The organism is Cupriavidus sp. 05T41, from assembly GCF_056396525.1.
This window is the reverse complement of record NZ_JBFTLQ010000031.1, coordinates 16,442-41,323: the sequence shown is the minus strand read 5'-3', so window position 1 is coordinate 41,323 and position 24,882 is coordinate 16,442. Positions and strand designations below refer to the sequence as shown.

Sequence of the window (24,882 nt, the reverse complement as noted above, 5' to 3'; positions counted from 1 at the left end):
GTGGCCGGCGCGCGTGCCGCTTGCCAAGGCGGGAGCGCAATGACGCAACCCGCAGGCCGCCGTGTGACAGGGAAACTGGCGGAAGCGGTGAGATTCGAACTCACGGATGGGTCACCCCATCGGCAGTTTTCAAGACTGCTGCCTTAAACCACTCGGCCACGCTTCCGGGAAGGAAAGAGCGCGCATTATAGCAAGGGAGCTGCGCCTGGTCGCGTGCTCTTGGGCAGGATTGCCTGATGTGGTCTTGTCGGTGTCTGTCGGACAGGGCGGAACCTTCGAAGTGGTGCCGGGCTCCTATGATGCGTGGGGGGGCGCATGGCGACAGGGCCGCGTTCCCCGGCTTTCGGCAATGCAAGCCATTGCGGTCAACATTGCGGTCAATCGAGGAGGATATTTGATGAAGGGCAAAATTCTGGTGGGTGTGGCGGCAGCGGTCGCCGTGGCGGGTCTGGCCGGATGCGCGGCACCGGGCGGCGGCTACAGCGGTGGCTATAACGGTGGGTATGGCGGCGGCTACAACAACGCCCCGCCGCCTCCGCCGCAGCAGCAGCCCGCCTACCAGACTCCGGGCGCCACCACCTACCAGGCGCCACCCGGATCGGTGCTGTACGGCCGGGTCGAGTCGATCGAGCCGGTCACCACGCAGCAAAGCAGTTCGGGCCTGCTGGGCACCGTGATCGGCGGCGTTGCCGGCGGCTTGCTGGGACACCAGATCGGCGGCGGCACCGGCAATACCGTCGCCACCATCGGCGGCGCGGTCGTGGGTGGCGTGGCAGGCAACCAGGTCGAGAAGCGTGCCAGCAGCGGCACCGAGACCGTCTATCGCGTCAACGTGCGTCTCGACGATGGCCGCATGGCCACGGTCACGCAGCGCAATGTGAGCAATCTGCGCATCGGCGCCCGCGCCCAGGTTGCCAACGACATGGCAATGCCCTATTGATCGAAGGTGCCGCACGATGCAATCGGCCACCCGCGAGGGTGGCCGTTTTGCTTGCAGGGGCGCTGCCGGGGCTCAGCCCTTCAGGAACATCTCCTGCAGGTCGTTGAGGAAGCGGCGCCCCAGCTCGGTGGGCCTGATGGTGGCCAGATCGGCTTCGAGCAGGCCCTTTTTCTCGGCGGCGGCCAGGTCGCGGCTGATGGTATGCAGCGGCAGGCCGGTGTGGTCGAAGAAGGTGCTGGCCGGCACGCCGTCGGTCAGGCGCAGCGCGTTGAGCATGAACTCGAAGGGGAGATCCGCCGCGGCGACGTCGTGGCTTTCCTGCACTGCGTTGCCGGCCATGGCCTGCGCCATGTAGGTGGCCGGATGCTTGTGGCGCATCTGGCGCAGCACGCGGTGCGGGAACGAGAGCTTGCCGTGCGCGCCGGCGCCGATGCCGAGGTAGTCGCCGAAGCGCCAGTAGTTCAGGTTGTGGCGCGCTTCGCGATGGGGCCTGGCATAGGCCGAGGTCTCGTAGTGCCGGTAGCCGGCCTGCGCGGTGCGCGCCTCGATCAGGTCCTGCATCTCGTAGGCGCTGTCGTCGTCCGGCAGCGCGGGCGGGAACTTGGCGAACAAGGTGTTCGGCTCGAGCGTCAGGTGGTACAGCGACAGGTGCGTGGTGCCGAACGAGAGCGCGGTTTCCAGGTCCTGCACGCATTCCGCCAGGGTCTGCCCCGGCAGCGCGTACATCAGGTCCAGGTTGACGTTATCGAAGTTGGCCAGCGCGATGCCGATGGCGGCACGCGCCTCGTCGCCGCCGTGGATGCGCCCGAGCGCGGCGAGGTGGCGGTCGTTGAAGCTCTGGATGCCGATCGACAGGCGGTTGATGCCGCTGGCGCGGTAGCTGGCGAAGCGCTCGGCCTCGAAGGTGCCGGGATTGGCCTCCATCGTGATCTCGGCGTCGGCATCGAGCGGCAGCAGCGCGCGGATGTCGGACAGCAGGCGGTCCATGCCGGCGGCCGACAGCAGGCTCGGCGTGCCGCCGCCGATGAACACGGTATGGACCTGGCGGCCCCATACCAGCGGCAGCGATTGTTCCAGGTCCGCCCGCAGCGCATCGAGATAGGCGTCTTCCGGGATATCGTGGCTGCCGTCCGCGCCGGGCACGGCATGGGAGTTGAAGTCGCAGTACGGGCACTTGCGCACGCACCACGGGATATGCACGTAGAGCGAGAGCGGCGGCGACGCCGGCAGCGAGAGCTGGCCGGGCTGCAGCCACAGCGACTTGGTGTCCGCCGGCGCGCTCGCCGCGCCCACGGGAATGATCGGGATCATGGCTGGCCGTGCTGGCCCGAGGCGCGCAAGCGTTCGGTCAGCACCTTGAGCGCCAGCGCGCGGTGGCTGACGGCGTTTTTCTCCTCGGGGCTCAGCTCGGCCGCGGTCTTGCCGATCTGCGGCAGCAGGAAGTGCGGGTCGTAGCCGAAGCCGGCATTGCCGCGCGGTGCGTCGACCACCTCGCCGGCCCACACGCCTTCGGCGATGACCGGGCGCGGATCGTCGGCGTGGCGCACCAGCACCAGCACGCAGTAGTAGTAGGCATGGCGGTTGAGCTTGCCGGCCAGCTGCGAGATCAGGTGCGCGTTGTTGGCGGCATCGGACTTTGCCTTGCCCACCAGTTGCGCGTAGCGCGCAGAGTAGACGCCCGGCGCGCCGTCCAGTGCGTCCACGCAGATGCCGGAGTCGTCGGCCAGCGCCGGCAGGCTGGCCAGGCGGCTGGCGTGGCGCGCCTTGGCGAGCGCGTTCTCGACGAACGTGGCGAAAGGCTCTTCGGCTTCGGGGATGCCAAGCTGGCCTTGCGGCACCACGTCATAGCCCAGCGGCGCCAGCAGGGCGCCGAACTCGCCGAGCTTGCCGGGGTTGTTGGAGGCGAGGACCAGGCGTTGCATTGCGTTCACCGTATGGGATCCAGCCATCAGGCCAGGCCCAGCGCGCGGCGCTGGTGCGTCACCAGGTCGGCGATGCCCTGCTCGGCCAGGCGGGTCATGGCGTCGAGATCGGCGCGGCTGAACGGCGCGCCCTCGGCGGTGCCCTGCACTTCGACGAAGCCGCCGCTGCCGGTCATCACGACGTTCATGTCGGTGTCGCAGCCGCTGTCCTCGGCGTAGTCGAGGTCGAGGACGGCCACGCCGTCCACCATGCCGACCGACACGGCCGCGACGAAGTCGCGGATCGGGCTGGTCTTGATCAGGCCGTCGCGCAGCATCGCGGAGACGGCATCGTGCGCGGCCACGAAGGCGCCGGTGATGGCCGCCGTGCGCGTGCCGCCATCGGCCTGCAGGACGTCGCAATCGAGGTGGATGGTGTATTCGCCCAGCGCGGCGAGATCGAACACCGAGCGCATGGCACGGCCGATCAGGCGCTGGATTTCCTGCGTGCGGCCGGTCTGCTTGCCGCGCGCGGCCTCACGGTCCGAGCGGGTATGGGTGGCGCGCGGCAGCATGCCGTACTCGGCGGTGACCCAGCCTTCGCCGCTGCCTTTCTTGTGCGGGGGCACCTTGCTCAGCACACTGGCCGTGCACAAGACCTTGGTGTCGCCAAACGCACTCAGGACGGCACCTTCGGCGTGGCGGGTGTAGTGACGGGTCAGGGTGATAGGGCGCAGCGCATCGGCAGCGCGTCCACTTGGTCGCATGGGGGATTTTTTCTCGGGAGACAGTCCAGGAGCGGGATTTTACCGCCGCCAGGCCGCGCGCGCCCGTTCGGCGTCTGCATGGCGCGCGGATGGCGCGCCATTCCCGGCTTTTTGCGCGAAGAGTGGCTTATGCGGTACCCCCTGGCCGGATTGCCCGGCCCCGCTCAGCGCATGAAGTTGGTGGTCTTGTCGATCGCGGCGCGGATCTCGGCGATGGAGCGCTCGATTTCCTCCTCCGACAGCAGGTCGGTGTCGCCGCCGTTGTTCTCGAGGATGGAGGTGGTGAAGGTGTTGAGCGGCAGGGTTTCGGTCGCTACCGCCTCTTCGTTGGAGAGATGCGCGTCCAGTTCCCACATCATGGCGATGGCGGTGGTGTTGTCCGCGCCTTCGCCGGCATTCTCCAGGGCCTGCTCGATCAGGTCGGGGATGGCGTGCACCACCGACAGGTGGGTCACCTTGTCGACCAGCAATTGCTCTTCGATGCTGCCCCACAGGCCGTCCGAGCACAGCAGGGCGACATCGCCGGGCTCCAGGCGCAGCGGTCCGCCGATGTCGATCAGCGGCAGGTTGGGGGAGCCCAGGCAGTTGTAGAGCTTGTTGCGTTCGGGGTGGTTGGCCACCTGCATCGGCAAGACGCGCTCCTGCTGCAGCAGGTTCTCGATCTTGGAGTGGTCACGCGTGCGGGTCAGCAGGCTGCCCTTGCGCACCAGGTACAGCCGGGAGTCGCCGGCGTGCGCCCAATGGATCTGGCCGTTCTGCACCAGGCAGCAGACTACCGTCGTGCGCGGCACGTCGGCCAGGCCGTTGGCCTCCGCATAGCGATGGATTTCCCGGTGGGCCAGCATGATGGTGTCCTGCAGGAAATCGGCAGGGTTGCGGATCGACGGCCGGGCCTGCGCCTGGAACTGGCGGGCCAGGGTCTGCAGTGCCTGCTGCGCGGCGACCTCGCCGAGCGCATGGCCGCCGAGGCCGTCGGCCAGCACCATCAGCAGGGCATCGCGCGTGAAGCAATACCCCATGCGGTCCTGGTTGATGCGGCGGCCGCCTTTTCTGCTTTCCTGGTAGACGGAGAATCGCATGTTGGCTGTTGGGGTCGGTTTCTCGAGGGCGGCACTGGGCGCCCTGGTTGTGATTTATTCGCCGCCTGCGCCGATTTCTCCGGCGGGGACGCCGGCGGCAGGTTCGTCGCGCTTGCGCAGCAGCGTCAGGAAGCGGCTGGCGATGGGGCGTTCGGCCGTGGTGGGGGCTGGCGCGCTGGCGGCGGCCTGCTCGCCCAGCGCGTTGGTCTGCTCGCGCAATTCCTTCTGCAGCCGGAACACGCTCTGCGGCCGCTCGGACGGGGTCAGCCGCAGGCACCATTCGACCAGGTCGACCAGGCCGTCGGTGTAGCTGGTGCGCAGGCGCGTGAGCGATTCGGCCATGCGGTCATCCTTCTCGCGCTGGTTCGCCTCCTGCGGCGGCATGCCGGCCATGCAGGCGTAAAGCGTGGCGCCGAGGCTGTAGATGTCGGTCCAGGGGCCAAGATCGCTGTGCTTGCCGTAGAGTTCGGGCGCGGCGAAGCCGGGCGTGTACATGGGCTGGAAGCGCGCCGCCTCCATGGTCAGGATCTGCCGCGCGGCGCCGAAATCCAGCAGGATCGGTGATTCGTCCTCGCGCAGATAGATATTGCCGGGCTTGATGTCGAGGTGCAGCAGCTTGTGGATATGGACCTCGCGCAGGCCGCTCATCAGCGCGTGGAAGACCTTGCGGATGAAATGCTCGCGCAGGACCTTGGCCCGGCCTTGCTGGCGCGCATGCAGGATGTGTTCCTGCAGCGTCTTGCCCAGCTCGTAATTCATCACCATGTAGACGGTGGAATTCTCGCGGAAGAAGTTCACCACGCGCACGACGCTGGGGTGCGAGATGCGCGCCAGCGAGCGGCCTTCCTCGAAGAAATACTTGAGCCCGAGCCGGAACGACGCGGCGCTTTCTTCCGGTACCACCGGGATCAGCTCGCCAGGCTTGCGGCGCGCCAGCGACGACGGCAGGTACTCCTTGATGGCGACGGGCGAGCCGGTCTCGTCAGTGGCGAGGTACACGAAACTGAACCCCCCGCTGGCCAACTTCTTTACAATACGATAGTTGGACAGCAGCGTGCCAATGGGCAGCGGTGCGCTCTTCGGAGGTATTGCGCCCTTGGACTCTGTCATAGGATTCGGGACCTTGATTGCCTCCGGATTGTCCTGACTAATCGATGACTTGTAAAGAACACAATTGCGGCCATTTTTGGCCCTCTTTCCGGCGTTCGAACGGCGCAAGAGCGGGGCAGCAGGCTCCCCGTGCCGCCAGAACCCATGCGGCCAGCCGGCCATTTCGCGAGACTATTCAATGATCCACAGCATGACAGGCTACGGCCTGGCGACGCGCCAGGCGCCGCTGACCGACGCGCACGGCGCGCCGACCGGCAGGACGGCTTCCGTTTCGGTCGAATTCCGTACTGTCAACTCGCGATTCCTCGACCTGTTCTTCCGGGCCCCCGAAGAATGCCGCGCCTTCGAGCCGGCCCTGCGCGAAATGCTCATGGGCAAGCTGTCGCGCGGCAAGCTGGAGTGCCGTATCAACCTGCAGCGTGCCGAGGCCGGAACGGGCGGCGCCACGCTGGCGCTCAACGACGCGCTGCTGACGCAGATCCGTGCAATGGAGGCGACGGTGGCGGCCACCTTCACCCAGGCCGGCACGCTGCGCATGGGCGAGATCCTGCGCTGGCCTGGCGTCCTGGTCGAGCCCGAGCTGTCGCAGGATGCGCTGCGCGAAGCCGTGACCGGGGCCGCCAGGGACGCGCTGGCCCAGTTGCTGGAAGCGCGCCGGCGCGAGGGCGACGCGCTCAAGGCCACGCTGGAAGAACGCATCGACACCATGCTCGCCATCGTCGAGCGGCTCACGCCCGCTATTCCGCAACTGATCGCGCAACACCAGGAGAAGCTGACGGAGCGTCTGCAGGAAGCGTTCAACCTGGTCGCGCCGAACGGCATGACCTCGATGAGCCGCGACGAGATCGGCGAGCGCATCCGCCAGGAAGCCACGGTCTACGGCATCCGCATCGACATCGCCGAGGAGCTCTCGCGCCTGCAGGCCCACCTGAACGAAACCCGCCATATCCTCAAGAAGGGCGGCCAGGTCGGCAAGCGGCTCGATTTCATGATGCAGGAGCTCAACCGCGAGGCCAACACGCTGGGTTCCAAGGCCGCCGCCAAGGAACTGGCCGATGCCTCCATGGAGCTCAAGCTGCTGATCGAGCAGATGCGCGAACAGATTCAGAACCTCGAATAACCATCATGAGTGAAACCATGCCCCACGTCGCCATCGATACCGCCTATCCCGGCAACCTGTTCATGGTGGTGGCACCTTCCGGCGCAGGCAAGTCCACGCTGGTCAACGCGCTGCTGGCGCAGGATTCGGCCATCCGCCTGTCGATTTCCCACACCACCCGCGCGCCGCGTCCCGGCGAGCAGGATGGCCGCGAATATCACTTCACCACGGTGGATGCCTTCCGCGCGGCGCGTGACCGCGGGGAGTTCCTCGAGTGGGCCGAGGTGCATGGCAACTACTACGCCACCTCGCGCGTCTGGATCGAGCAGCAGATGGCCCAGGGCAACGACGTGCTGCTGGAAATCGACTGGCAGGGCGCGCAGCAGGTGCACCAGCGCTTCTCCAACGCCATGGAGATCTTCATCCTGCCGCCGTCGCTGTCAGCGCTCGAGGAGCGCCTGAACAAGCGCGGCCAGGACGAGCCCAAGGTGATCGTGCGGCGGCTGCTTGCCGCGGGCAGCGAGATGGCGCACGCCTCCGAGTCGGACTACGTCATCATCAACGAGGTTTTCGAGCAGGCACTGGAGCAGCTGCGCTGCGTGATCCGTGCAACCCGTCTGCGGTTTTCATCGCAGAAGGCACGCCACACCGAGCTGTTCATCGAGCTCGGAATTCATTGAGCCGGAGCGCGCGGGAACGTTTTTTGCCGCGTGCTGTAAAATAGCCGGCATCGCATAGGTTTTGTCCCAAGGTGGATTTGATATGGCGCGTATTACCGTCGAAGATTGTCTGAAACACATCCCGAACCGTTTCGAGCTCGCGCTCGCGGCGACCTACCGGGCCCGTCAGCTGGTGCAGGGTCACACACCCAAGGTCGAGGCCAAGGACAAGCCCACCGTGGTGGCGCTGCGCGAGATCGCCTCGGGCCAGGTCGGCATCGAGATGCTCAAGAAGGTACCTACCTGATCTTCGGGCGGCCGTGGCCAGTCTTCGCAATGCGTACCTTTGCATTCAGCACTTGCTGCATCTGCTAACGTACCTGTCCGCGAACACGATTGCACAGCCAGATTTCAGAGGCCGCCCTTATGTCTTCATCCCAGCCTTCTCCTCCTGCCGCAACGGCGAGCCCCACGGCCGCGCCGGCGCGCTCGCACGGAGAAGGGCCTGGTGATGCGGGCGGCGACGCAATGCCGCCCGTTCCGCGCAAGCGTGCCGGGAGCGGTCAGCCGAACGTGACCGCACGCACAGGCGCTCCCAATCTTCCTGATCCGCTCGGCGACAATGTCGTTGGCGAGCGTGGTGTCGCGCCCGCAATGGGCTCGGGCAAGGGCAGGGCCGCGCACGCCGCGGCCGAAGGCGAGCTGAACGAGGCGCCTGTCGCAGCCGCGTCGGGCGACGCGTTGTTCATCGACGCAGTGCTGGCGCAGTCCTACCGCCACTTCTTCGGTCCTACCTCGCAGCCCGCGGTGCCGCCGCGCCAGCAGGTGATCTCGATCACCCGGCTGATGGAAAAGCTCGCCTACCTCAAGCCGGTCGACCAGGCCATCGTGCGCGAGGCCTTCCAGTTCTCCGACGAGGCCCACCTGGGGCAATACCGGCAGAGCGGCGAGCCCTACATCACGCATCCGGTGGCGGTGGCCGAGCTGTGCGCGGACTGGAAGCTCGATGTCCAGTCCATCATGGCGGCGCTGTTGCACGACGTGATGGAAGACCAGGGCATCACGAAGAGCGAGCTGGCCGAGAAATTCGGCCCGAAGGTGTCGGAACTGGTCGATGGCCTGACCAAGCTGGACAAGCTCGAATTCCAGAGCCGCGAGCAGGCGCAGGCGGAAAGCTTCCGCAAGATGCTGCTGGCCATGGCGCGCGACGTGCGGGTGATCCTGGTCAAGCTGGCCGACCGCACCCACAATATGCGCACGCTCGATTTCGTGCCGCCCGAAAAGCGGCGCCGGATCGCGCTCGAGACCATGGAGATCTACGCGCCGATCGCGCACCGGCTCGGTCTCAACACCACCTACCGCGAACTGCAGGAACTGTCCTTCAAGGTCGGCTCGCCGTTCCGCTACGCCACGCTCGAAAAAGCGGTCAAGGCCGCGCGCGGCAACCGGCGCGAGGTGGTCAGGCGCATCCTGGAGACGGCGCAGAAAGCGCTGGGCGACGCGGGCATCGTGGCCGAACTGTCCGGGCGCGAAAAGACCCTGTACAGCATCTACCGCAAGATGCACGACAAGCAGTTGTCGTTTTCGCAGGTGCTGGATGTCTATGGTTTCCGCGTGGTGGTGGAAACGCAGATGCATTGCTATATGGCGATGGGCGCGCTGCATGGCTTGTACAAGCCCATGCCGGGCAAGTTCAAGGACTATATCGCCATCCCCAAGATCAACGGCTACCAGTCGCTGCACACCACGCTGGTGGGTCCGTTCGGCACGCCGGTGGAGTTCCAGATCCGCACGCGCGACATGCACCAGATCGCGGAAGCCGGCGTGGCCGCGCACTGGATGTACAAGCACCAGGCCGACCAGGCCAACGACATCCAGCAGCAGGCCCACCAGTGGCTGCAGTCGCTGCTCGATATCCAGAGCCAGACCGGGGATTCGCAGGAATTCCTCGAGCACGTCAAGATCGATCTGTTCCCCGACGCGGTCTACGTGTTCACGCCCAAGGGGCATATCCGCGCGCTGCCGCGCGGCGCCACCGCGCTTGATTTCGCCTATGCCGTGCACAGCGACCTGGGCAACCAGTGCGTCGCGGTCAAGATCAACAACGAGCTGCTGCCGCTGCGCACCGAGCTCAAGAGCGGCGACATCGTCGAGGTGGTGACGGCGCCGTACTCCAAGCCCAACCCGGCGTGGCTGGCGTTCGTGCGCACCGGCAAGGCGCGCGCGGCAATCCGCCACTATCTCAAGACCACGCGGCTCGACGAAGCCATCCAGCTCGGCGAGCGCCTGCTGGAGCAGTCCGCGCGCCAGCTCGGCATCGAACTGAAGGCGCTACCGCAATCGGTATGGGACCGCATGGTGCAATGGACCGGCAACAAGCACCGCGAGGACATCTTCGCCGACCTGGCGCTGGGGCGGCGCGTGCCCGCCGTGGTGGCCAAGCGCATGGAAATCCTGTTGCAGGAACTGTCCGGCGATGTCGACAGCGCCTTGCTCGCCGCGGTGCAGACCTTCGCCGGCGACGAAGCGCCGGCGGTGCCGATCACCGGCGACGAAGGCATGTCGATGATCTTCTCGGCATGCTGCCGCCCGATTCCCGGCGACTCCATCGTCGGCTACCTGGGCAAGGGTGAAGGCCTGCAGATCCACGTGCAGGACTGCAAGGTGGCCAAGCGCCTGCACAGCAAGGATCCCGAGCACTGGATCGACGTGATGTGGGCGCGCAAGACCACGCGTGCCTTCGATGTCTCGATCAAGGTGATGGTGCGCAACGTCAAGGGCATCGTCGCCCGCGTGGCGGCGGACCTGACCTCGGCCGACGCCAACGTGGCGCACGTCGCGATGGAGCAGCAGGAGGGCGGCCACCAGGAAGCCACCTATATGCAGTTCATCATCCAGGTGCAGAATCGCCTGCACCTCGCGAACGTCATGCGGGCGCTCAGGCGCAATCCCGACGTGATCCGCATCTTCCGCGACCGCAACGACAGCTGACGTGCCTGCGGCCGGGGTTCACGCCTTGTCCGGTTGCGCAGCGGCCCGCGCCGGGTAGCGGACTTCCAGGATATCGATCTGCTCGACTCCGCCGGGCGTGCGCAAGGGGACGGTGTCGCCCTCGCGCGCCTTGATCAGCGCGCGCGCGATCGGGGAGATCCAGCTCACGTGGTTGCTGTCGAGGTCCACCTCGTCCATGCCGACGATGGTGATGGTGGTTTCCTCGCCCGCCTGGTTGGCGTAGGTCACCGTGGCGCCGAAGAAGATCTGGTCGTTGTCGCCCTGCAGGGAGGCGTCCACCACCTCGGCCTTGTCCAGGCGCCGGGTCAGGAAGCGGATGCGGCGATCGATCTCGCGCAGGCGCTTCTTCCCGTAGTGGTAGTCGCCATTCTCCGAGCGGTCGCCGTTGGACGCCGCCCACGACACGATCTGGACCACCTCGGGGCGTGCCGCATCGATCAGGTGCATCAGCTCGTCGCGCAGGCGCTGGTAGCCTTGCGCCGAGATGTAGTTCTTGCTGCCCGGCGGCAGCGGGGTTGCGCCTTCGGGGAGGTCGTCGTCCTCGTCGTCGGACGACTCTTTGACAAATGCCTTGTTCATGGTGTGAATCACTTCGAGAGGGCTCTCATTATAGAAAGTCCGGGTGCGCTGTCAGAAAAAGCGAAAAAAAGCACAAAGGGGGTTCACAAACTCTGAAAGTACGATATAATTTCCTTCTCGAGTGCGGCTGTAGCTCAGTTGGATAGAGTACTTGGCTACGAACCAAGGGGTCGTGGGTTCGAATCCTGCCAGCCGCACCACCTATTAAAAGGGCTTCCAGAAATGGAAGCCCTTTTTCATTTCTGGCTCCATTTTCTGCATTTCCGGGCTCCGTTTCCGGATCTGCTTGTCCCGCCCGAACTCCCCGATCCCCTCCCCGGTTCCGCCCATTCTACGTCGGCCTCGCTTCCGGCAATGCGCGCGCTCGCGCAAGCGATTCAGAGTCTTCGCATCGCGAGGGGGATTGCGGATCGCTAATCTCTGATCCGGCGCGCAACCGATGCGCGCTTGTCTCTCGATCGCTTCCGCGCAGCCTTGCTTCCGGCAGTTCGTGCAGGGCGATCGCATTCTCCGAACGCATCCCTTGGGAGCTTCCTCGATGCGACCTTTGCCCTGGTTCGTTCTTGCCTTGCTGTTTGCCATGCTGGCGGGCGCCGCCCGGCGCCCGCCACGTAGCCGCATTTCGTGTGTGCCACTGCCTGCGCCGGCTTGCCGCCCGGCTGGCAGGGGCAAGCCGCGCGGCGGCATTGCCGGGGGCGGCCCGATGCAGGCTCACGGCGAGCGTGCGTGCGGCTTGCTGCTTGGCCTGCTCCACGACGGACGCTTCGATGGCGACGTGCGCGGGCTCGGCACAGGTGCCGAGCCGCGCGCGCAGGCCCATGCGCTTGCCGATGGCTGGCATATCCATACGCCCGGCGAAGCGCGGGGCACGCTGGCCTGGTTGCTGGAGGAGGGGCATCGCGCGTTGTATCCACAGGTTTGCCGGATCCTGTTCACCGCGCCGCGCGCGGCGCGCGAGCGGGAGATCGTGCTGCTTGACCAGTTCTTCGATCCCGTGCGCCTGGCGCGGTGCATCGACAATCTGGAGCGAGCGCTGCCGGGGCTGCGCGCGGATGGCTTCGTCGCCTCGGGTGAGGACCTCGCTCGCGGCGTGCTGGCATGGGACATGAGCCGCGCCGTCCATGTCGCGCGCATGGCCTATGACTGCGGGATGCAGAGCGAAGTGCAGGCCTGGGCTGTGATCGAGCGCGCGGCGGCACAAGTGTTCGCGCAGTTCGCGTCGTGGGAGCATGTCATGCATAGCTATCTGCTCGGGCGTGCGATGTGGGGCGGCCCCGATGGCGGGCTCACGCACCATATGTCGTTTGCGAGAGCCTGCATCGACGATCCCGCCAGCCCCTGGCGCGCCACGCCTTACCCCGGCCGTATCGCGATGTAGGCCTACGCCGCCTTGCTTGCCCGCGACGCGCGGGCTAGGCTGGAGCGGAGGCGCGGCGCTTGTGCGCGGTGCCCGACGACAGGCAACCGGGGAGGATTTCATGAGCAATTCGGACTGGCGCGTCGAAGCCTATCGCGGCATGGATGTCTATGTCCTGGTGTCCCAGCAACGGACCGACGGCGTCGCCTCCGTCGGCGGTCTGGGCGAATGGCGCTACGAGGTGAGGGTGGCCCAGGAGGGTGCGGATCCGTCCGATGCGGGCGACACCGAGCGTTCGTCGGGCGACGGCGTGCCCTTCGCAAGCCGGCGCGCGGCCGAGGAGGCCGCTTTTGCCGCGGGCTACCAGATAGTCGACAAGCTCGTGGGGCGCGCGGAGGGGTAGCGCACGCATTGCTTCAAGCCTGGCCGAGGTCGCGCGGAGCCTCTCCAGGCGGCTTGGCGTGCCTCGGGGCACACTTCCCAGTGTTATTGCAAATTGCACAACATCGCATATCACGTCGTGATATGCATTCTTCTTCTGCGTTTGATCGCGATCATGATGGCGCATTGTGGGGCGCCCTACTCTGAAGCTGAAGCACGTGGCCTGTTCCGCGTGCAGCAGCACGGAGGTGCCATCATGCCGGAGTTCAACGGCTACAAGATCATCTACGAAGTCCAGTCGCTGCCCAAGGCGAAATGGGCAATCCTGGTCGAGGTCATCCGCACGCTGGACGGCGCGGTGGTGGCGAAGCGCCATAATCCGTTCCCGCTCCAGACCTTCGGTGCCAAGCTCGAAGCGCTGGACCAGGTCAATCGCTATCTCCAGGAATTGCTGGGAGGTCTGGCCGCCAGCGCACGCACGCCGCGCGGCAAGGCCTAGCCGAATTGCGTCGATCTCCTGCGCGCGGCCTTGCGCGCAGGCTCCAGACCGGCAATCTCAGCGCCGCCCCCGTCCGCCTCCGCTGCGCCCGCCAGGGCCGCCAACGCGTCCCGAGCCTCCGCTCCAGCTACCGCCGCCGTGATAGTAGCCATGTCCCATGCCGTGATAGGGGTAGCCACCACGATAGTGATACCAGCCGTGGCCGGGTCCGCGGTAGCCATGAGAGTGGTAGCTGTAGACGACGGCACCGCCGTAGAAACCGCCGTAGAACGGCAGCGGATAGTCATAGTCGTAGCCATACCCATACCCATAGCCGACCGGCGGATACGCGACGCCGGGCTGGTAGAAGCCGTAGGGGTCGTAGGGGCTGTATGGGGAATAGCCGTAGCCGTTGTCGTAGGTTGCGCAGGCGCCCAGCGATAACAGCGGGAAAGCCAGTAGCAGGCGGAGCAGGGCGCGGCGCATGGTGCGTTCACTTCAGCATTGGCTGCCCGGCGGACACCGGGCGATAGCGATTAGAGGCCGCCATGGCCCGGGAGGTTCAGCGCCGCGGCGCCGGGCAAGGACGCTGTGCCGGCTTCAGGCTGGCATCCTGGCGAGTTCGGCGGCACGCGCGAACGTATCGCGCACCTGCGGCTGGTCCTCGCGCTGCGCGGCCTCGGCGCGCGCATCGAGGCGCTCGACCAGCACACTCAGGTTGTTGCCAGCGGGTGCCGTCTTGCTCGCCGCGCACTGGCGGGCGGCTTCCTGCACGAGTTGTCCGAGTTCCTTGGCGATGTCGGCGCCGTCGAAGGCGCTGATCGACAGGGCGGAAATCTGCTCGAGGTAGAGGTTGACCAACGCTTCGTCGTGTACCGGTTCGGGCATTTCCGTCTCCTTCACATGATGGCCGGGTGAGCTTCATTGTAGTGGCCGGGCGGAGACCCGGCTGTCGGAGCGAGGCCTACAGGAAGAGCCGCATCCATCACCGTGGCCTGCTTGCGTGGCCCATCTTGCTCCAGATCAAGTATGCATTAAATGGAAATGATTCCTATTTGAGTGGCGGGGTGCTTTCTCATACAATCGGCGCTCGCCCGTCACGGCCAATCCCCAACCTTGCCCACTGTCTTGCCGAGGTACCCGAAATCATGATGCTGCAGATCCCCGATGTGCTGACGCCGGCCCAGGTGGCCCAATGCCGCGAACTGATGGACGCTGCGCAGTGGACCGACGGCAACGCCACCTCCGGGCACCAGTCGGCGCTGGCCAAGCGCAATCTGCAATTGCCCGAGGGCTCGCCGGTGGCGCGCCAGGTCGGCGACCTGATCCAGGACGCGCTGGGCGCCAATGCGCTGTTTTTCTCCGCCGCCCTGCCGCTCAAGGTCTATCCGCCGCTGTTCAATCGCTACGAGGGCGGGCATGGGTTCGACAACCATGTCGACAATGCCATCCGCCATCTGCGCGGCACCAGTTTCCGCATTCGCAGCGACCTCTCCGCGACGCTGTTCCTGACGGCACCCGAGGACTACGACGGCGGCGAGCTGGTGGTGGAGGATACCTACGGCCAGCAGCGCGTGAAGCTGCCGGCCGGCCATATGGTGCTGTATCCCGCCACCAGCCTGCACCACGTGAGTCCGGTCACGCGCGGAGCGCGCGTGTCCTCATTCTTCTGGATCCAGAGCATGGTGCGCGACGATGGCCAGCGCTCGGTGCTGTTCGAGTTGGACACGCAGATCCAGCGCGTGGCGCGGGCGCTGAGCCATAGGGAACCCGCCGTGGTGGGACTGACCGGGGTCTATCACAACCTGCTGCGCCGCTGGGCCGATGCCTGAGCCGGGAGGCGGAAAATGGGGCAGCGGGAGGGATGGCAGCGGGGAGGGAGATGCGGGGCGGGTACCGGATCTTTCGAGGCCGGCGCCCGCCGCTACGCTTCGGGCCGGTTGCCGGCCAGGGCGCTGCAGTGATGGAAAGCGGTGATGGTGAGCGGCTATTCTCGATCGCGCCGCTGCGGGGGCAACGGCACCATGGCAACACGCCGTCGCGCGGGTTTGAGGGCGCGGGTGGGCCAGAAGACGTAGGTGGTATGCGGATCCATCGGCTTGCCGAAGTAGGACACCCACACCTGCACGCCCTGTTCGGTTTCGGCAACGATTGCGGCCACTGCGCGGGCCGCGACTGCGGGAGACTTGAGCAAGGTGGCCAGTGCTTCGACGCCTTGGACTACGTGGTGTTTGACACCGCCGAACCACGCATACTGGCGCATGGCTGACAACAAACGCTTGGTCATGGACGCTAGTGTTTGGTTAGTGGAATTAGTGAGACAGGAGCTTACCCGCTTTGTTCAGCGCCAGGCGATGGGACTTGTCTATCGCTTTCCCTGAGTCATCGGACTACGTGCCGGTCGTGCGCCGCATTGACAAGCCGATGCGCGCGGATTAGCGTCGTCATCAGGACTGTCATGTCCGCCGGCCGTTTCCAGGAGCTTGCCGATGACCGAAGAGATGCTGATGCAACTGATGGTCGAAGTCGAGAAAGAGGACCCGATCGATTACGCCGACCTGCCCTTCGACGATGCCACGCTGCGCGGCCTGGTGTGCCGCCTGGTGGCGCAGCGCTCGAGCGCGATGGAGTCCGCGGGCATGCGTGCGGACGACCTCCTCGCCACCATGTGGGCGTCCACCGCCAAGCTGGTGCTGGAGAACATGGTGCTCAATGCGCGGCTGCTGACGCTGCAGGGCCTGCCCGACGATGCCAGCGCACTGATCGAACGCATCGCCCGCCAATCGCGCGGCAATTCCTGAGCGCGGCCACGCTGGCTCCGTGCCGGCCAGGCGTGCCTTTTAAATCTCATTCGGCAGGGCGACTGCCGTTTCGCTACACTACGGGTTTTCGCCCCCGCCGCTGCGCCGTTCCCCGTCCCGGGCAACGGCGCTTAGTGTTGCTGATTTGGAGGATTTTCGGGTGATCAAGTGGATAATCGTCGCGGCGTATCTGGGCGCGGTCCTTTACGTGCATTTCCGCGGCAAGGTGAGGTTGCGCATCTGGCGCCAGCTGCTGGATCATTCGGCGCTGGTGGCGCCGGTCAACTGCTTCATGTACATCTTCTCCGGCGTGCCGCGCACGCCGTATATTCCCGTCGACCGGTTCCCCGAGCTCGAGAAGATCCGCGCCGCCTGGCCGCAGATCCGCGACGAAGGGCTGGCGCTGGCCGCGATGCGCAAGATCAAGGCTGCCGAGAAGAACGACGACGCGGGCTTCAACTCGTTCTTCAAATACGGCTGGAAGCGTTTCTACCTGAAATGGTATGAGGCGCGCCACCCGTCCGCCGAGGTCTTGTGCCCGCGGACGGTGGAACTCCTGCGCGGCCTGCCCAGCGTGAAGGCGGCGATGTTCGCCGAGCTGCCGCCCGGCGGCAAGCTCAACCCGCACCGCGATCCGTTCGCCGGTTCGCTGCGCTATCACCTCGGCCTGGCCACGCCCAACGACGACCGCTGCTTCATCGAGGTCGACGGCGAGCGCCATAGCTGGCGCGACGGCCAGGGCGTGGTGTTCGACGAGACCTACCTGCACTGGGCGGAGAACAAGAGCGACAGCAACCGGCTGATCCTGTTCTGCGACATCGAGCGCCCGATGCGTTTCGGCTGGGCCGGCAAGGTCAATCGCTGGATGGGTCGCAAGGTCATGACCGCCGCGAGCTCGCCCAACGAAGAAAGCGACCAGACCGGCATGATCAACCGGCTGTTCCGCATCGTCTGGGTGGGCGGGCAGTATCGCCGCCGCTTCAAGGCCTGGAACCGCCAGGCGTACTACGTGGTCAAGTTCGGCCTGATTGCCGCCGGCGTGGCGCTGATCGTGTATCTCTGAGGAAGCATCGGCGAGGCCGGCGCGGCGAGCGCCGCGCCTCGTCTCCCAGGCAGAAGGGCCGGCATTCGCCGGCCCTTCTGCCTTCTGTCTCCTGTCGTCCGCGCGCCTGCGCCGCGCCCTCGCTGTCTCAGCGGCGCCGGCGCTCGCGCTCGTCGTCCAGCGCCTCGTAGTAGGCGCGCTTGGCCTGGTACATGCGCGCGTCGGCAAGCTTGATCGCGTCGCTCAGCCGCTCGCCGATATGGCAGGTGGCGGTGCCGATCGACAGGCTCAGCGCGGTGCCGGGATAGAACTGGTTGTTGAGCTCCACCACCTGGTGGATCTGTTCCATCACGGTGGCCACGCCGCGCTCGTCGCGTCCCGGCAGCAGCACCATGAATTCGTCGCCGCCGACGCGCGCCACGCAGACCTGGTCGCCCACGGCCTTCTTCAGCGCCTCGCCGGTACGGCGCAGCAGCGCGTCGCCGTCGCCATGGCCAAGCTGGTCGTTGACCTGCTTGAGCCCGTTCAGGTCCAGCGCGATCACGCTGACCGGCCACGGCCCCTTGCGGCCCAGGCGCGCCAGCTCATCCTCGTAGTAGGCGCGGTTGTAGAGCTTGGTGAGCACATCGTGCTTGCCGAGGAATTCCACGTAGGCCTCGGCCTTCTTGCGCGCGGTGATGTCGGTCAGGGAGACCAGCACCTGGTCCCAGTCCGCCTCGTGGCCCGGAAAGACCGACCACTGCATGAACACGTCGACCGGCCGGCCATCCAGCGCGTAGTTGACGACCTCGCGCTGCTGCCACAGCCTTTCGTTCCACAGGTCGATCAGCTGCTCGGCGAACTGGATGCGCATATTGTCGCGGAACACATCGCCCAGGCGCGACAGCAGCTCTGCCTTGGACGAGGCGCTGAACATCAGGAGCGTCTGCTGGTTGACGTCGAGCACGCGGATTTCCTGCATGCAGCGCGAGATGAAATCGGGATGCACGTTGAGGAATGTGCGGAAATCCGTGATGCCCGCGCCGCGCACTTCGTCCAGCAGCAGCTTGACGGCGCTGAAGTCCTCCACCCACAGCGAGACCGGCGAATGTTCGAACAAGCCAAGCGCGTACTGCTCGCTGCGGCGCAGTTCGCGCTCGGTGGACACACGCACCGTGATGTCCTCGATGGACAGCAGTACGCGCGCCCAGGTGTCTTCGTGGCCGGGCATGACGGTCGCCTCAAGGCGGATGTCCAGCCGCTTGCCTTCGAGCGTGTAGTTGACGGTCTGGCTGGAAAAATGCAGCCCGCCGTCCCATAGCTGGCCAAGCTCCTCGACATGCTGGTCGAACATGTCGTCGCGGAAGACGGTGTCGAGATTGCTGACCAGGTCGGCCAGGTCGGAGGCGCGGAACAGGTCCAGCGTGCGCTTGTTGACGTCCAAGACGCGGATCAGCGCCGAGCACCGCGCGACCTCCCGCGGATGCTGGCGCAGGTAGCTGCGCAAGTCAGTGATGCCCCGTGCCCGCAGGACCTGGAAGTACTCGCGCACCGCGCTGAAGTCTTCGAGCCACAGCGAAACCGGCGCGAGCCGGAACAGGGTCTTGTATTCGTCGTCGATGCGCGACGCGTCGCTGGTGGCCGTCAATGTGTTTTTCTCCCTTTCCCGTTGGCGCGCCGGGCCGGCTGACCCGGTCGTCCGGGCCTTTGCCGGACCGCTGCCATGCGCGCACCGCCGATAGCATAGGGCAGCGGGGAGAAAAATGGGGAGGTGTGTGGCGTAAAAGCCTACGCGCAGCCGGGGGCCTTCCGTGTCGCGTTCGCGGCCACTTCGCGGCCACTTCAACGCCGCCTCGCGGCGACTCAGGCCTGGCGCGAGAGTTCGGCAATGCGGGCCGGCGCAAAGCGCTGCGGCGCGTTTTCCTGTTCGGCGATCAGTTGCAGCGTGGCTGCCTGCAGCAGCGAGCCGGCAGTCAGGTGCGAAGCCAGCTGGCGCAGCTCGTCGAGCTTGCCGCGGGCCGGGGCTTGGATGGAAGTCATGTCGCGCATGGTCTGCTCGGGAACAGCGGCCATGTTAGCGGCGACCGCGAACGCCTTGCTTTGCGCATGGTCATGTTCCGTGCGCGCGGCGCCATCGTCGCCGGTGTCCGGGCCGGGCCTGGCCGGCCTCGCTTCGGCGCGCGCCTTGCGGTGTGCCTGGTCGGCACGGCGCGCGGTGCACAGGCGCAGGGCCGAGCCGATCGAGTCTGCAGCGTGGGGGAGGGAAGGGAGTGCCATCTTTTCTCCTGGTAGGCGTCTTGCCACCTTCGGCAAGGCTCGCCAGTTTGCCGGCTGCCTCCGCCCGCGCCCAGCACGCTGCGATGAATGGCGGAATCGGTGGCGTGAACGGCGGGCCAGGCGACGGAGGCTGCCCCTGGCAAGCGCCGGGCCGTGGCCGGGCGGTGCCTAGCCCCTTGCGCGCGCCTCGCCGCGTCCGGTCCGCTGCGGCTTGCCGGCCACCCGTGCGGCCACGGCAGCCAGCGTGCGCAGCGCGCGTTCGATCTCCGGCGAGAACGGCATGCCGCAGTTCAGGCGCAGGAAATGGTCGAAGCGATTGGAGTTGGAGAACATGACCCCCGGCACCACGCGGATGCCGGCTTCCAGGGCCTCGTCGAACACGGCCTCGGAGGACACCGGCCCGGGCAGCTCCACCCACAGGTGCAGGCCGCCGTTTGGATTCGAGGCACGCGTGCCGGCGGGGAATTCGGCGGCGATCGCCTGCGCCACCTGCGCGCGCTGGCTGCGCAGTTGCTCGCGCAGGCGCCGCAGGTGGCGCTCGAAGGCGCCCGAGCCCATATAGTCCGCCAGCGCCATCTGCGCCAGCAACTCGTTGGGGCGCGACTGGCTGTACTTGAGCATTTCCACGCGGGCCTGCCAGCGGCCCGCGGCGATCCAGCCAAGCCGCATGCCGGGGGCGAGGATCTTGTGCAGCGACGCGCAGTGGATCACGCCGCCGCTGCGGTCCCAGGCCTTCAGCGCCGCCAGCGGCGCCTCCGTGTCAGCCAGTGCGGAGAAGCAGTCGTCCTCGATCAGCGCAATGGCGCGCTGTTCGCACCAGGCCACCAGCTGCGCCTTGTTGCTGTCCGGCATGATGCAGCCCAGCGGGTTCTGCAGGTTCGGCACCACGACCACGGCGCGGATGTTGTCGTAGGTCTGCGCCGCCAGTTCCAGCGCTTCGAGCGAGATGCCGGTCTGCGGGCTGCTGGGAATCTCCAGCGCACGCATGCCCAGGCTTTCGAGGATCTGAAGCAGGCCATAGTAGGTCGGCGATTCCACGGCGATCACGTCGCCGGGCTGCGCCACTGCGCGCAGCGCCAGGTTGAGGGCCTCGGTGCAGCCGTGCGTGACGAGGATGTCCTCGGGCGCCACCGTGATGCGCGACAACAGCGCGTGCCGCGCCAGCACCGCGCGAAAGGCGGGGTGTCCGTCGGCATCGGCGGCACTGCCGAACAGCAGCGGGTGGCGCCGCAGCGCGCGTGCCGCCGCATCGCGCAGCGCCTGCGCCGGGTAGAGCGAGGGCGCGCCGCAGGCGCCGGCGAAGTTCACCGCCACGGAGTGCTGTCGCCCACGGGCGGTGATGGCAGAAATGCGCTCATGGATGCCGACATACTGCGCCGGGTCCGGCAGCGTGGCGGCTGGCTCCGCGATCGGGGCCAGCGGCTGGTGGCGCGCGGGCGGCGCGTGCCGCACGAAATAGCCCGAGCGCGGCCTGGCCTCCAGCAGCCCGTCGCTTTCCATTTGCCGGCAAGCCTGCAACGCGGTGGACAGGCTCACGCCATGCAGTTCCATCAGGGTGCGCACGGACGGCACGCGGTCGCCCGGCTTCAGCGTGCCGGTTTCGATGGCATGGCGATAGTGCTGCGCAAGCTGACGGTAGAGCGGGGCGGAGTCCATGCGGCATGGTGGCGCGGCGGCGGCCTGCGCAACAGATACAGATGTAGGTGTTCTGTATCGTAACAGATGATTTTTCGGTGTTCTGTTACGGTTCACCTCGTGCATCCGTGTGCCTGTTTTGCCGGGGGGCGGCCCGATAGTCTGGAGCCTTGCCATCACAGCACGGAGCCGCATCATGCAAGGCTATCGTTCAGACCCGACCGAATCCGCCGAACCTGTCATCCCTGCCGTGACGCCTGCGCGCGTCATGGCGCCCGCTGGCGCGCCGGAGGCCCAGCTGCTCGATCTCGAGACCAGCCGTATGCTGCGGTTTTATGCCAAAGCCGGCACCACGCTGTACCTGATGGAGGGCGAGCTCGAATTGTCCGGGCCGCCGCGCTGGCTCGCCGACACGATATGGCGGCAGCCGCAGCGCCTGGCGGCCGGCAGTTCGGTCACGTTGCCGGCAGGCTGGGTGGAAGTGCTGGCCAGGCGCGCCGCCACGCTGAGGCTGTACCGGCCCGCCGCGCAGCCGTGGCGGGCTCGCTGGCTGGGCCTCGCTGCGCGATTCCGGGCCGCCGCATCCCCCGCCGCACCGCAATGCATTCACGGAGAGCAACAAAAATGAGCGAACTTGCAATTTCCTATGACGACGTGGTCGAGGCCCACCGGCGGCTGGAGGGCGTAGCCCACCGCACGCCGGTCATGACGTCCGCCTTTGCCGACGCGCAGAGCGGTGCCCAGCTGTTCTTCAAGTGCGAAAACTTCCAGCGCATGGGCGCCTTCAAGTTCCGCGGCGGCTACAACGCCATCGCGCAGTTCACGCCAGCGCAGCGCAAGGCGGGCGTGATCGCGTTCTCCTCGGGCAACCACGCGCAGGCCATCGCCATGTCCGCCCGGCTGTTCGGGGTGCGCGCGGTCATCGTGATGCCGCAGGATGCGCCGGCCATCAAGATCGCCGCCACGCGCGGCTATGGCGGCGAGGTGGTGCTGTACGACCGCTATACCGAGGATCGCGAAGCCATCGGCCGCCGCCTGGCGGAAGAACAGGGCCTGACCCTGATCCCGCCATACGACCATCCGCACGTGATGGCCGGGCAGGGCACCGCCGCCAAGGAACTGTTCGAGCAGGCCGGCCCGCTGGACGTGCTGATCACCCCGCTCGGCGGTGGCGGGCTCCTGTCCGGCTGCGCGGTGGCCGCGCGCGCGCTGAACCCGGGCTGCCAGGTGATCGGCGTCGAGCCCGAAGCCGGCAACGATGCCCAGCGCAGCCTGCGCAGCGGCAAGATCGTGCATATCGACACGCCGGACACGCTGGCCGACGGCGCCCAGACCCAGCACCTCGGCAACCTGACCTTCCCGGTGCTGCGCAGCCTGGTCGACGATGTCGTCACGGTCAGCGACGCCGAGCTGGTCGAGGCCATGGCGTTCTTCGCCGGGCGCATGAAGATGGTGGTGGAGCCGACCGGCTGCCTGGCGGCCGCGGCGGTATTCGCCAGGCGGCTCGATGTCAGCGGCAAGCGCGTGGGCATCGTGATCTCGGGCGGCAATGTGGACCTGGCCCGCTTCGCGACGCTGCTGCAGCCGGCGCAGTCATAGCGCTCGGCACGCCTGCGGCGCTCAGGGCTGGGCGTCGCGGGCGCTCAGCAGGCCGTGCGCCACCATGTCCAGCGCGGGGCGCGTGTCGCCGTTCTTGTCGGTCCAGACCTTGGGCGTGAGGCTGCCCGCGAGCGCCACCGATTCGCCGTCTTCCAGCGCCAGCAGCGCGGCGCGCACCTTGTCGGCGAACGCGATCACGTTGACGATCACGGTGTCGCCGTCGCCGAGCGTGGCCTTGAGCCTGGCGGTGACGAACAGGCTGCCGCCCTGGCCGGTGCGTTCGCTGGCGTGGCCATGGAGGCGGCCGCTGACTAGTCCATCGATCATGGTGTTCCTTGATGGGTTGCTGTGAAAGGCAAGGGCGCGAAGGCATGCGCGCGGGTGTGCCGGGGTGCGGAAGATCTCACAATTTCGCCGCCGCGGGGCAGAGATTGCAGGGCCTGGCCCGAAAAACTATAAAATTGCGGTCCGGCCAGCCCGACGCTCACCCAGAGTGCAGTTCGCGTCCCATGCGGGGCGGACCTACCGGCCGCAGAATTCCAGGTTCCCATGCTACGTCTAAGTGAAGTCAAACTCCCGCTCGACCATGCCGAGAGCGATCTCGATGCCGTGGTGCGCGCGCGCCTGGCCGAGATCGGTGTCACGGCCGATGGCCTGACCGGGTTCACCGTGTTCCGCCGCGCGCACGACGCCCGCAAGCGCTCCGACATCAAGCTCACCTACATCATCGATATCGCGGTCAAAGACGAAGCCGCGGCGATCGGGCGCATGGCAGGCAAGCCCAACTGGAGCGTGACGCCGGACATGGCCTACCGCTTCGTGGCGAAGGCGCCGGCGCAAGGCACGACGCTGCGTCCGGTGGTGATCGGCATGGGCCCGTGCGGGCTGCTCGCCGGGCTGATCCTGGCGCAGATGGGCTTCCGTCCGATCATCCTCGAGCGCGGCAAGGAAGTGCGCGAGCGCACCAAGGACACCTTCGGCCTGTGGCGCAAGAGCGTGCTGAATCCCGAATCGAACGTGCAGTTCGGCGAAGGCGGGGCCGGCACCTTTTCCGACGGCAAGCTGTACAGCCAGATCAAGGACCCGAAGCACTACGGCCGCAAGGTGCTGGAGGAGTTCGTCAAGGCTGGCGCACCGGAAGACATCCTCTATCTCGCGCGCCCGCACATCGGTACCTTCCGCCTGGTCAGCATGGTGGAGAAGATGCGCGCGGAGATCTTCGCGCTGGGCGGCGAGATCCGCTTCGGTACGCGCGTCGAAGACGTCGACATCGACAATGGCAAGCTGCGCGGCCTCAAGCTGCACGACGGTGAATACCTCGAAGCCGACCACGTGGTGCTGGCCGTGGGCCACAGCGCGCGCGACACCTTCCAGATGCTGCATGCGCGCGGCGTGTTCATGGAAGCCAAGCCGTTCTCGCTGGGTTTCCGCATCGAGCACCCGCAGGGCCTGATCAACCGCAGCCGCTTCGGCAAGTTCGCCGGCAACAAGCTGCTCGGTGCCGCCGACTACAAGGTGGTGCACCACGCCAGCAATGGCCGTGCCGTCTACAGCTTCTGCATGTGCCCGGGCGGTACGGTGGTGGCCGCCGCGTCCGAGCCGGGCCGCGTGGTGACCAACGGCATGAGCCAGTATTACCGCGCCGAGCGCAACGCCAATGCCGGCATCGTGGTCGGCATCACACCCGAGGACTTTCCTGGCGGCCCGCTGGCGGGCATCGATTTCCAGCGCCACTGGGAAGAGCGCGCCTTCGAGCTGGGGGGGCGCAACTACAATGCGCCGGCACAGCTGGTGGGCGACTTCATCGCGCGCCGGCCGTCCACCGCGATGGGCTCGGTGGAGCCGTCGTACAAGCCGGGCGTCACGCCGACGGATCTCTCCGACGTGCTGCCGTCGTACGTGACCGAGGCCATCCGCGAGGCCTTGCCGGAGCTCGACAAGAAAATCGCCGGCTTTGCCATGCACGACGCGGTGCTGACCGGCGTGGAAACGCGCACTTCATCGCCGCTGCGCATCCGCCGCAAGGACAACTACCAGAGCATGAACGTGGAAGGCCTGTACCCGGCCGGCGAAGGCGCCGGCTACGCTGGCGGCATCTATTCGGCGGCCATCGACGGCATCGAGGTGGCGGAGGCCGTCGCGCTGAGCATCGTCAAGGGCGTGTGAGCAAAGCGCTGCCCTGAGCGA

The 24,882-nt window shown here is 66.7% G+C and carries 27 protein-coding genes and 2 tRNA genes; 15 read left to right on the top strand and 14 right to left on the bottom strand.

Translation table 11 applies throughout. The features are described 5' to 3' along the window. Window positions 1–76: 76 nt before the first annotated feature. Window positions 77–166: transfer RNA gene (locus tag AC1DKV_RS19465), tRNA-Ser, on the bottom strand. 231 nt (window positions 167–397) lie between these two features. On the opposite strand from AC1DKV_RS19465, the gene AC1DKV_RS19460 reads away from it, so the two are divergent. Further along, on the top strand, window positions 398–940 hold the full coding sequence (locus AC1DKV_RS19460) for an outer membrane lipoprotein (RefSeq protein WP_441612438.1): 543 nt from the start codon (window positions 398–400) through the stop codon (window positions 938–940). A gap of 72 nt (window positions 941–1,012) precedes the next feature. Here AC1DKV_RS19460 and hemW read toward each other — a convergent pair whose 3' ends face one another. The 5 genes from hemW to AC1DKV_RS19435 form a co-directional block, all read right to left on the bottom strand. Then, window positions 1,013–2,251: a radical SAM family heme chaperone HemW gene (gene hemW, locus AC1DKV_RS19455; protein ID WP_441612437.1), complete on the bottom strand. Its 1,239-nt coding sequence runs from the start codon at window positions 2,249–2,251 to the stop codon at window positions 1,013–1,015. Then, on the bottom strand, window positions 2,248–2,862 hold the full coding sequence (gene rdgB, locus AC1DKV_RS19450; protein WP_441612436.1) for an RdgB/HAM1 family non-canonical purine NTP pyrophosphatase: 615 nt from the start codon (window positions 2,860–2,862) through the stop codon (window positions 2,248–2,250). The genes hemW and rdgB overlap by 4 nt, the downstream gene beginning before the upstream one ends. Window positions 2,863–2,888: 26 nt before the next feature. Continuing rightward, window positions 2,889–3,608, bottom strand: a complete 720-nt coding sequence (gene rph, locus AC1DKV_RS19445; protein WP_441612435.1) for a ribonuclease PH — start codon at window positions 3,606–3,608, stop codon at window positions 2,889–2,891. A 164-nt stretch (window positions 3,609–3,772) separates the two neighbouring features. Next, window positions 3,773–4,687 carry a PP2C family protein-serine/threonine phosphatase gene (locus AC1DKV_RS19440; RefSeq protein ID WP_441612433.1) on the bottom strand — a complete coding sequence of 305 codons (915 nt, stop codon included), beginning with the start codon at window positions 4,685–4,687 and terminating at the stop codon, window positions 3,773–3,775. A gap of 54 nt (window positions 4,688–4,741) precedes the next feature. Beyond that, the gene (locus AC1DKV_RS19435; RefSeq protein WP_441612432.1) at window positions 4,742–5,797 is read right to left on the bottom strand and encodes a serine/threonine protein kinase; all 1,056 of its coding nucleotides are present in this window, start codon (window positions 5,795–5,797) and stop codon (window positions 4,742–4,744) included. 178 nt (window positions 5,798–5,975) lie between these two features. Between AC1DKV_RS19435 and AC1DKV_RS19430 the strand changes: the two genes are divergently transcribed. From AC1DKV_RS19430 to AC1DKV_RS19415, 4 genes are all read left to right on the top strand, one after another. Beyond that, window positions 5,976–6,917 (top strand): YicC/YloC family endoribonuclease, encoded by a 942-nt coding sequence (locus AC1DKV_RS19430; protein WP_441612431.1) that lies wholly within the window; start codon window positions 5,976–5,978, stop codon window positions 6,915–6,917. Between the two features lie 5 nt (window positions 6,918–6,922). Then, complete coding sequence (gmk, locus tag AC1DKV_RS19425) at window positions 6,923–7,576, top strand: guanylate kinase (protein ID WP_441612430.1); 654 nt, start codon at window positions 6,923–6,925, stop codon at window positions 7,574–7,576. 82 nt (window positions 7,577–7,658) lie between these two features. Beyond that, window positions 7,659–7,862 (top strand): DNA-directed RNA polymerase subunit omega, encoded by a 204-nt coding sequence (gene rpoZ, locus AC1DKV_RS19420; RefSeq protein ID WP_006578656.1) that lies wholly within the window; start codon window positions 7,659–7,661, stop codon window positions 7,860–7,862. Between the two features lie 266 nt (window positions 7,863–8,128). Next, window positions 8,129–10,546, top strand: coding sequence for a RelA/SpoT family protein (locus AC1DKV_RS19415; RefSeq protein ID WP_441612429.1), 2,418 nt, complete (start codon window positions 8,129–8,131; stop codon window positions 10,544–10,546). Window positions 10,547–10,564: 18 nt separating this feature from the next. Here AC1DKV_RS19415 and greB read toward each other — a convergent pair whose 3' ends face one another. Next, window positions 10,565–11,146: a transcription elongation factor GreB gene (gene greB / locus AC1DKV_RS19410; protein WP_441612428.1), complete on the bottom strand. Its 582-nt coding sequence runs from the start codon at window positions 11,144–11,146 to the stop codon at window positions 10,565–10,567. Between the two features lie 123 nt (window positions 11,147–11,269). On the opposite strand from greB, the gene AC1DKV_RS19405 reads away from it, so the two are divergent. From AC1DKV_RS19405 to AC1DKV_RS19390, 4 genes are all read left to right on the top strand, one after another. Further along, window positions 11,270–11,346, top strand: a tRNA-Arg gene (locus tag AC1DKV_RS19405). A gap of 428 nt (window positions 11,347–11,774) precedes the next feature. Further along, window positions 11,775–12,524, top strand: coding sequence for a DUF1266 domain-containing protein (locus AC1DKV_RS19400; RefSeq protein ID WP_441612427.1), 750 nt, complete (start codon window positions 11,775–11,777; stop codon window positions 12,522–12,524). Between the two features lie 100 nt (window positions 12,525–12,624). Continuing rightward, the gene (locus AC1DKV_RS19395) at window positions 12,625–12,906 is read left to right on the top strand and encodes a hypothetical protein (protein ID WP_441612426.1); all 282 of its coding nucleotides are present in this window, start codon (window positions 12,625–12,627) and stop codon (window positions 12,904–12,906) included. A 234-nt stretch (window positions 12,907–13,140) separates the two neighbouring features. Further along, window positions 13,141–13,383: a hypothetical protein gene (locus tag AC1DKV_RS19390; protein ID WP_441612425.1), complete on the top strand. Its 243-nt coding sequence runs from the start codon at window positions 13,141–13,143 to the stop codon at window positions 13,381–13,383. 57 nt (window positions 13,384–13,440) lie between these two features. Here AC1DKV_RS19390 and AC1DKV_RS19385 read toward each other — a convergent pair whose 3' ends face one another. Then, window positions 13,441–13,848, bottom strand: coding sequence for a hypothetical protein (locus AC1DKV_RS19385; RefSeq protein WP_441612424.1), 408 nt, complete (start codon window positions 13,846–13,848; stop codon window positions 13,441–13,443). A gap of 114 nt (window positions 13,849–13,962) precedes the next feature. Further along, window positions 13,963–14,250 (bottom strand): hypothetical protein, encoded by a 288-nt coding sequence (locus AC1DKV_RS19380; protein WP_441612422.1) that lies wholly within the window; start codon window positions 14,248–14,250, stop codon window positions 13,963–13,965. 260 nt (window positions 14,251–14,510) lie between these two features. Between AC1DKV_RS19380 and AC1DKV_RS19375 the strand changes: the two genes are divergently transcribed. Further along, window positions 14,511–15,194, top strand: a complete 684-nt coding sequence (locus tag AC1DKV_RS19375; protein ID WP_441612421.1) for a Fe2+-dependent dioxygenase — start codon at window positions 14,511–14,513, stop codon at window positions 15,192–15,194. A 155-nt stretch (window positions 15,195–15,349) separates the two neighbouring features. On the opposite strand, the gene AC1DKV_RS19370 is transcribed toward AC1DKV_RS19375, so the two are convergent. Continuing rightward, a complete protein-coding gene (locus AC1DKV_RS19370; RefSeq protein WP_441612420.1) occupies window positions 15,350–15,649 on the bottom strand; it encodes a hypothetical protein in 300 nt (99 codons plus the stop codon). Between the two features lie 202 nt (window positions 15,650–15,851). Here AC1DKV_RS19370 and AC1DKV_RS19365 point away from each other — a divergent pair, with 202 nt between their 5' ends. Beyond that, complete coding sequence (locus tag AC1DKV_RS19365) at window positions 15,852–16,163, top strand: hypothetical protein (RefSeq protein ID WP_441612419.1); 312 nt, start codon at window positions 15,852–15,854, stop codon at window positions 16,161–16,163. A 160-nt stretch (window positions 16,164–16,323) separates the two neighbouring features. Beyond that, a complete protein-coding gene (gene lpxO, locus AC1DKV_RS19360; protein WP_441612418.1) occupies window positions 16,324–17,226 on the top strand; it encodes a lipid A hydroxylase LpxO in 903 nt (300 codons plus the stop codon). A gap of 127 nt (window positions 17,227–17,353) precedes the next feature. On the opposite strand, the gene AC1DKV_RS19355 is transcribed toward lpxO, so the two are convergent. The 3 genes from AC1DKV_RS19355 to AC1DKV_RS19345 all read right to left on the bottom strand — a co-directional run bounded on the left by AC1DKV_RS19355 (window position 17,354) and on the right by AC1DKV_RS19345 (window position 21,117). Then, window positions 17,354–18,832, bottom strand: coding sequence for a sensor domain-containing diguanylate cyclase (locus AC1DKV_RS19355; RefSeq protein ID WP_441612417.1), 1,479 nt, complete (start codon window positions 18,830–18,832; stop codon window positions 17,354–17,356). Window positions 18,833–19,047: 215 nt separating this feature from the next. Next, window positions 19,048–19,461 (bottom strand): hypothetical protein, encoded by a 414-nt coding sequence (locus AC1DKV_RS19350; RefSeq protein ID WP_441612416.1) that lies wholly within the window; start codon window positions 19,459–19,461, stop codon window positions 19,048–19,050. Window positions 19,462–19,629: 168 nt separating this feature from the next. Further along, window positions 19,630–21,117: an aminotransferase-like domain-containing protein gene (locus AC1DKV_RS19345; protein WP_441612415.1), complete on the bottom strand. Its 1,488-nt coding sequence runs from the start codon at window positions 21,115–21,117 to the stop codon at window positions 19,630–19,632. Window positions 21,118–21,292: 175 nt separating this feature from the next. Between AC1DKV_RS19345 and AC1DKV_RS19340 the strand changes: the two genes are divergently transcribed. After that, on the top strand, window positions 21,293–21,724 hold the full coding sequence (locus AC1DKV_RS19340) for a hypothetical protein (protein ID WP_441612414.1): 432 nt from the start codon (window positions 21,293–21,295) through the stop codon (window positions 21,722–21,724). Continuing rightward, window positions 21,721–22,695, top strand: a complete 975-nt coding sequence (locus AC1DKV_RS19335) for a threo-3-hydroxy-L-aspartate ammonia-lyase (RefSeq protein ID WP_441612413.1) — start codon at window positions 21,721–21,723, stop codon at window positions 22,693–22,695. Before AC1DKV_RS19340 ends, AC1DKV_RS19335 begins: the two co-directional genes overlap by 4 nt. A 21-nt stretch (window positions 22,696–22,716) precedes the next feature. Here AC1DKV_RS19335 and AC1DKV_RS19330 read toward each other — a convergent pair whose 3' ends face one another. Further along, window positions 22,717–23,022 (bottom strand): single-stranded DNA-binding protein, encoded by a 306-nt coding sequence (locus AC1DKV_RS19330; protein WP_441612412.1) that lies wholly within the window; start codon window positions 23,020–23,022, stop codon window positions 22,717–22,719. 222 nt (window positions 23,023–23,244) lie between these two features. On the opposite strand from AC1DKV_RS19330, the gene AC1DKV_RS19325 reads away from it, so the two are divergent. Then, window positions 23,245–24,861, top strand: coding sequence for an NAD(P)/FAD-dependent oxidoreductase (locus AC1DKV_RS19325; RefSeq protein ID WP_441612411.1), 1,617 nt, complete (start codon window positions 23,245–23,247; stop codon window positions 24,859–24,861). The last annotated feature ends 21 nt before the right edge of the window (window positions 24,862–24,882 follow it).

Coding starts and splice junctions, on each gene's coding strand:
- AC1DKV_RS19385 (WP_441612424.1), bottom strand. CDS start 13,848: ATGCGCCGCGCCCTGCTCCGCCTGCTACTGGCTTTCCCGCTGTTATCG.
- gmk (WP_441612430.1), top strand. CDS start 6,923: ATGAGTGAAACCATGCCCCACGTCGCCATCGATACCGCCTATCCCGGC.
- AC1DKV_RS19380 (WP_441612422.1), bottom strand. CDS start 14,250: ATGCCCGAACCGGTACACGACGAAGCGTTGGTCAACCTCTACCTCGAG.
- AC1DKV_RS19365 (WP_441612419.1), top strand. CDS start 15,852: ATGACCGAAGAGATGCTGATGCAACTGATGGTCGAAGTCGAGAAAGAG.
- AC1DKV_RS19375 (WP_441612421.1), top strand. CDS start 14,511: ATGATGCTGCAGATCCCCGATGTGCTGACGCCGGCCCAGGTGGCCCAA.
- rpoZ (WP_006578656.1), top strand. CDS start 7,659: ATGGCGCGTATTACCGTCGAAGATTGTCTGAAACACATCCCGAACCGT.
- AC1DKV_RS19325 (WP_441612411.1), top strand. CDS start 23,245: ATGCTACGTCTAAGTGAAGTCAAACTCCCGCTCGACCATGCCGAGAGC.
- AC1DKV_RS19395 (WP_441612426.1), top strand. CDS start 12,625: ATGAGCAATTCGGACTGGCGCGTCGAAGCCTATCGCGGCATGGATGTC.
- AC1DKV_RS19370 (WP_441612420.1), bottom strand. CDS start 15,649: ATGACCAAGCGTTTGTTGTCAGCCATGCGCCAGTATGCGTGGTTCGGC.
- greB (WP_441612428.1), bottom strand. CDS start 11,146: ATGAACAAGGCATTTGTCAAAGAGTCGTCCGACGACGAGGACGACGAC.
- AC1DKV_RS19345 (WP_441612415.1), bottom strand. CDS start 21,117: ATGGACTCCGCCCCGCTCTACCGTCAGCTTGCGCAGCACTATCGCCAT.
- AC1DKV_RS19440 (WP_441612433.1), bottom strand. CDS start 4,687: ATGCGATTCTCCGTCTACCAGGAAAGCAGAAAAGGCGGCCGCCGCATC.
- rph (WP_441612435.1), bottom strand. CDS start 3,608: ATGCGACCAAGTGGACGCGCTGCCGATGCGCTGCGCCCTATCACCCTG.
- AC1DKV_RS19340 (WP_441612414.1), top strand. CDS start 21,293: ATGCAAGGCTATCGTTCAGACCCGACCGAATCCGCCGAACCTGTCATC.
- AC1DKV_RS19435 (WP_441612432.1), bottom strand. CDS start 5,797: ATGACAGAGTCCAAGGGCGCAATACCTCCGAAGAGCGCACCGCTGCCC.
- AC1DKV_RS19390 (WP_441612425.1), top strand. CDS start 13,141: ATGCCGGAGTTCAACGGCTACAAGATCATCTACGAAGTCCAGTCGCTG.
- AC1DKV_RS19330 (WP_441612412.1), bottom strand. CDS start 23,022: ATGATCGATGGACTAGTCAGCGGCCGCCTCCATGGCCACGCCAGCGAA.
- AC1DKV_RS19350 (WP_441612416.1), bottom strand. CDS start 19,461: ATGGCACTCCCTTCCCTCCCCCACGCTGCAGACTCGATCGGCTCGGCC.
- AC1DKV_RS19430 (WP_441612431.1), top strand. CDS start 5,976: ATGATCCACAGCATGACAGGCTACGGCCTGGCGACGCGCCAGGCGCCG.
- AC1DKV_RS19335 (WP_441612413.1), top strand. CDS start 21,721: ATGAGCGAACTTGCAATTTCCTATGACGACGTGGTCGAGGCCCACCGG.
- hemW (WP_441612437.1), bottom strand. CDS start 2,251: ATGATCCCGATCATTCCCGTGGGCGCGGCGAGCGCGCCGGCGGACACC.
- AC1DKV_RS19460 (WP_441612438.1), top strand. CDS start 398: ATGAAGGGCAAAATTCTGGTGGGTGTGGCGGCAGCGGTCGCCGTGGCG.
- rdgB (WP_441612436.1), bottom strand. CDS start 2,862: ATGCAACGCCTGGTCCTCGCCTCCAACAACCCCGGCAAGCTCGGCGAG.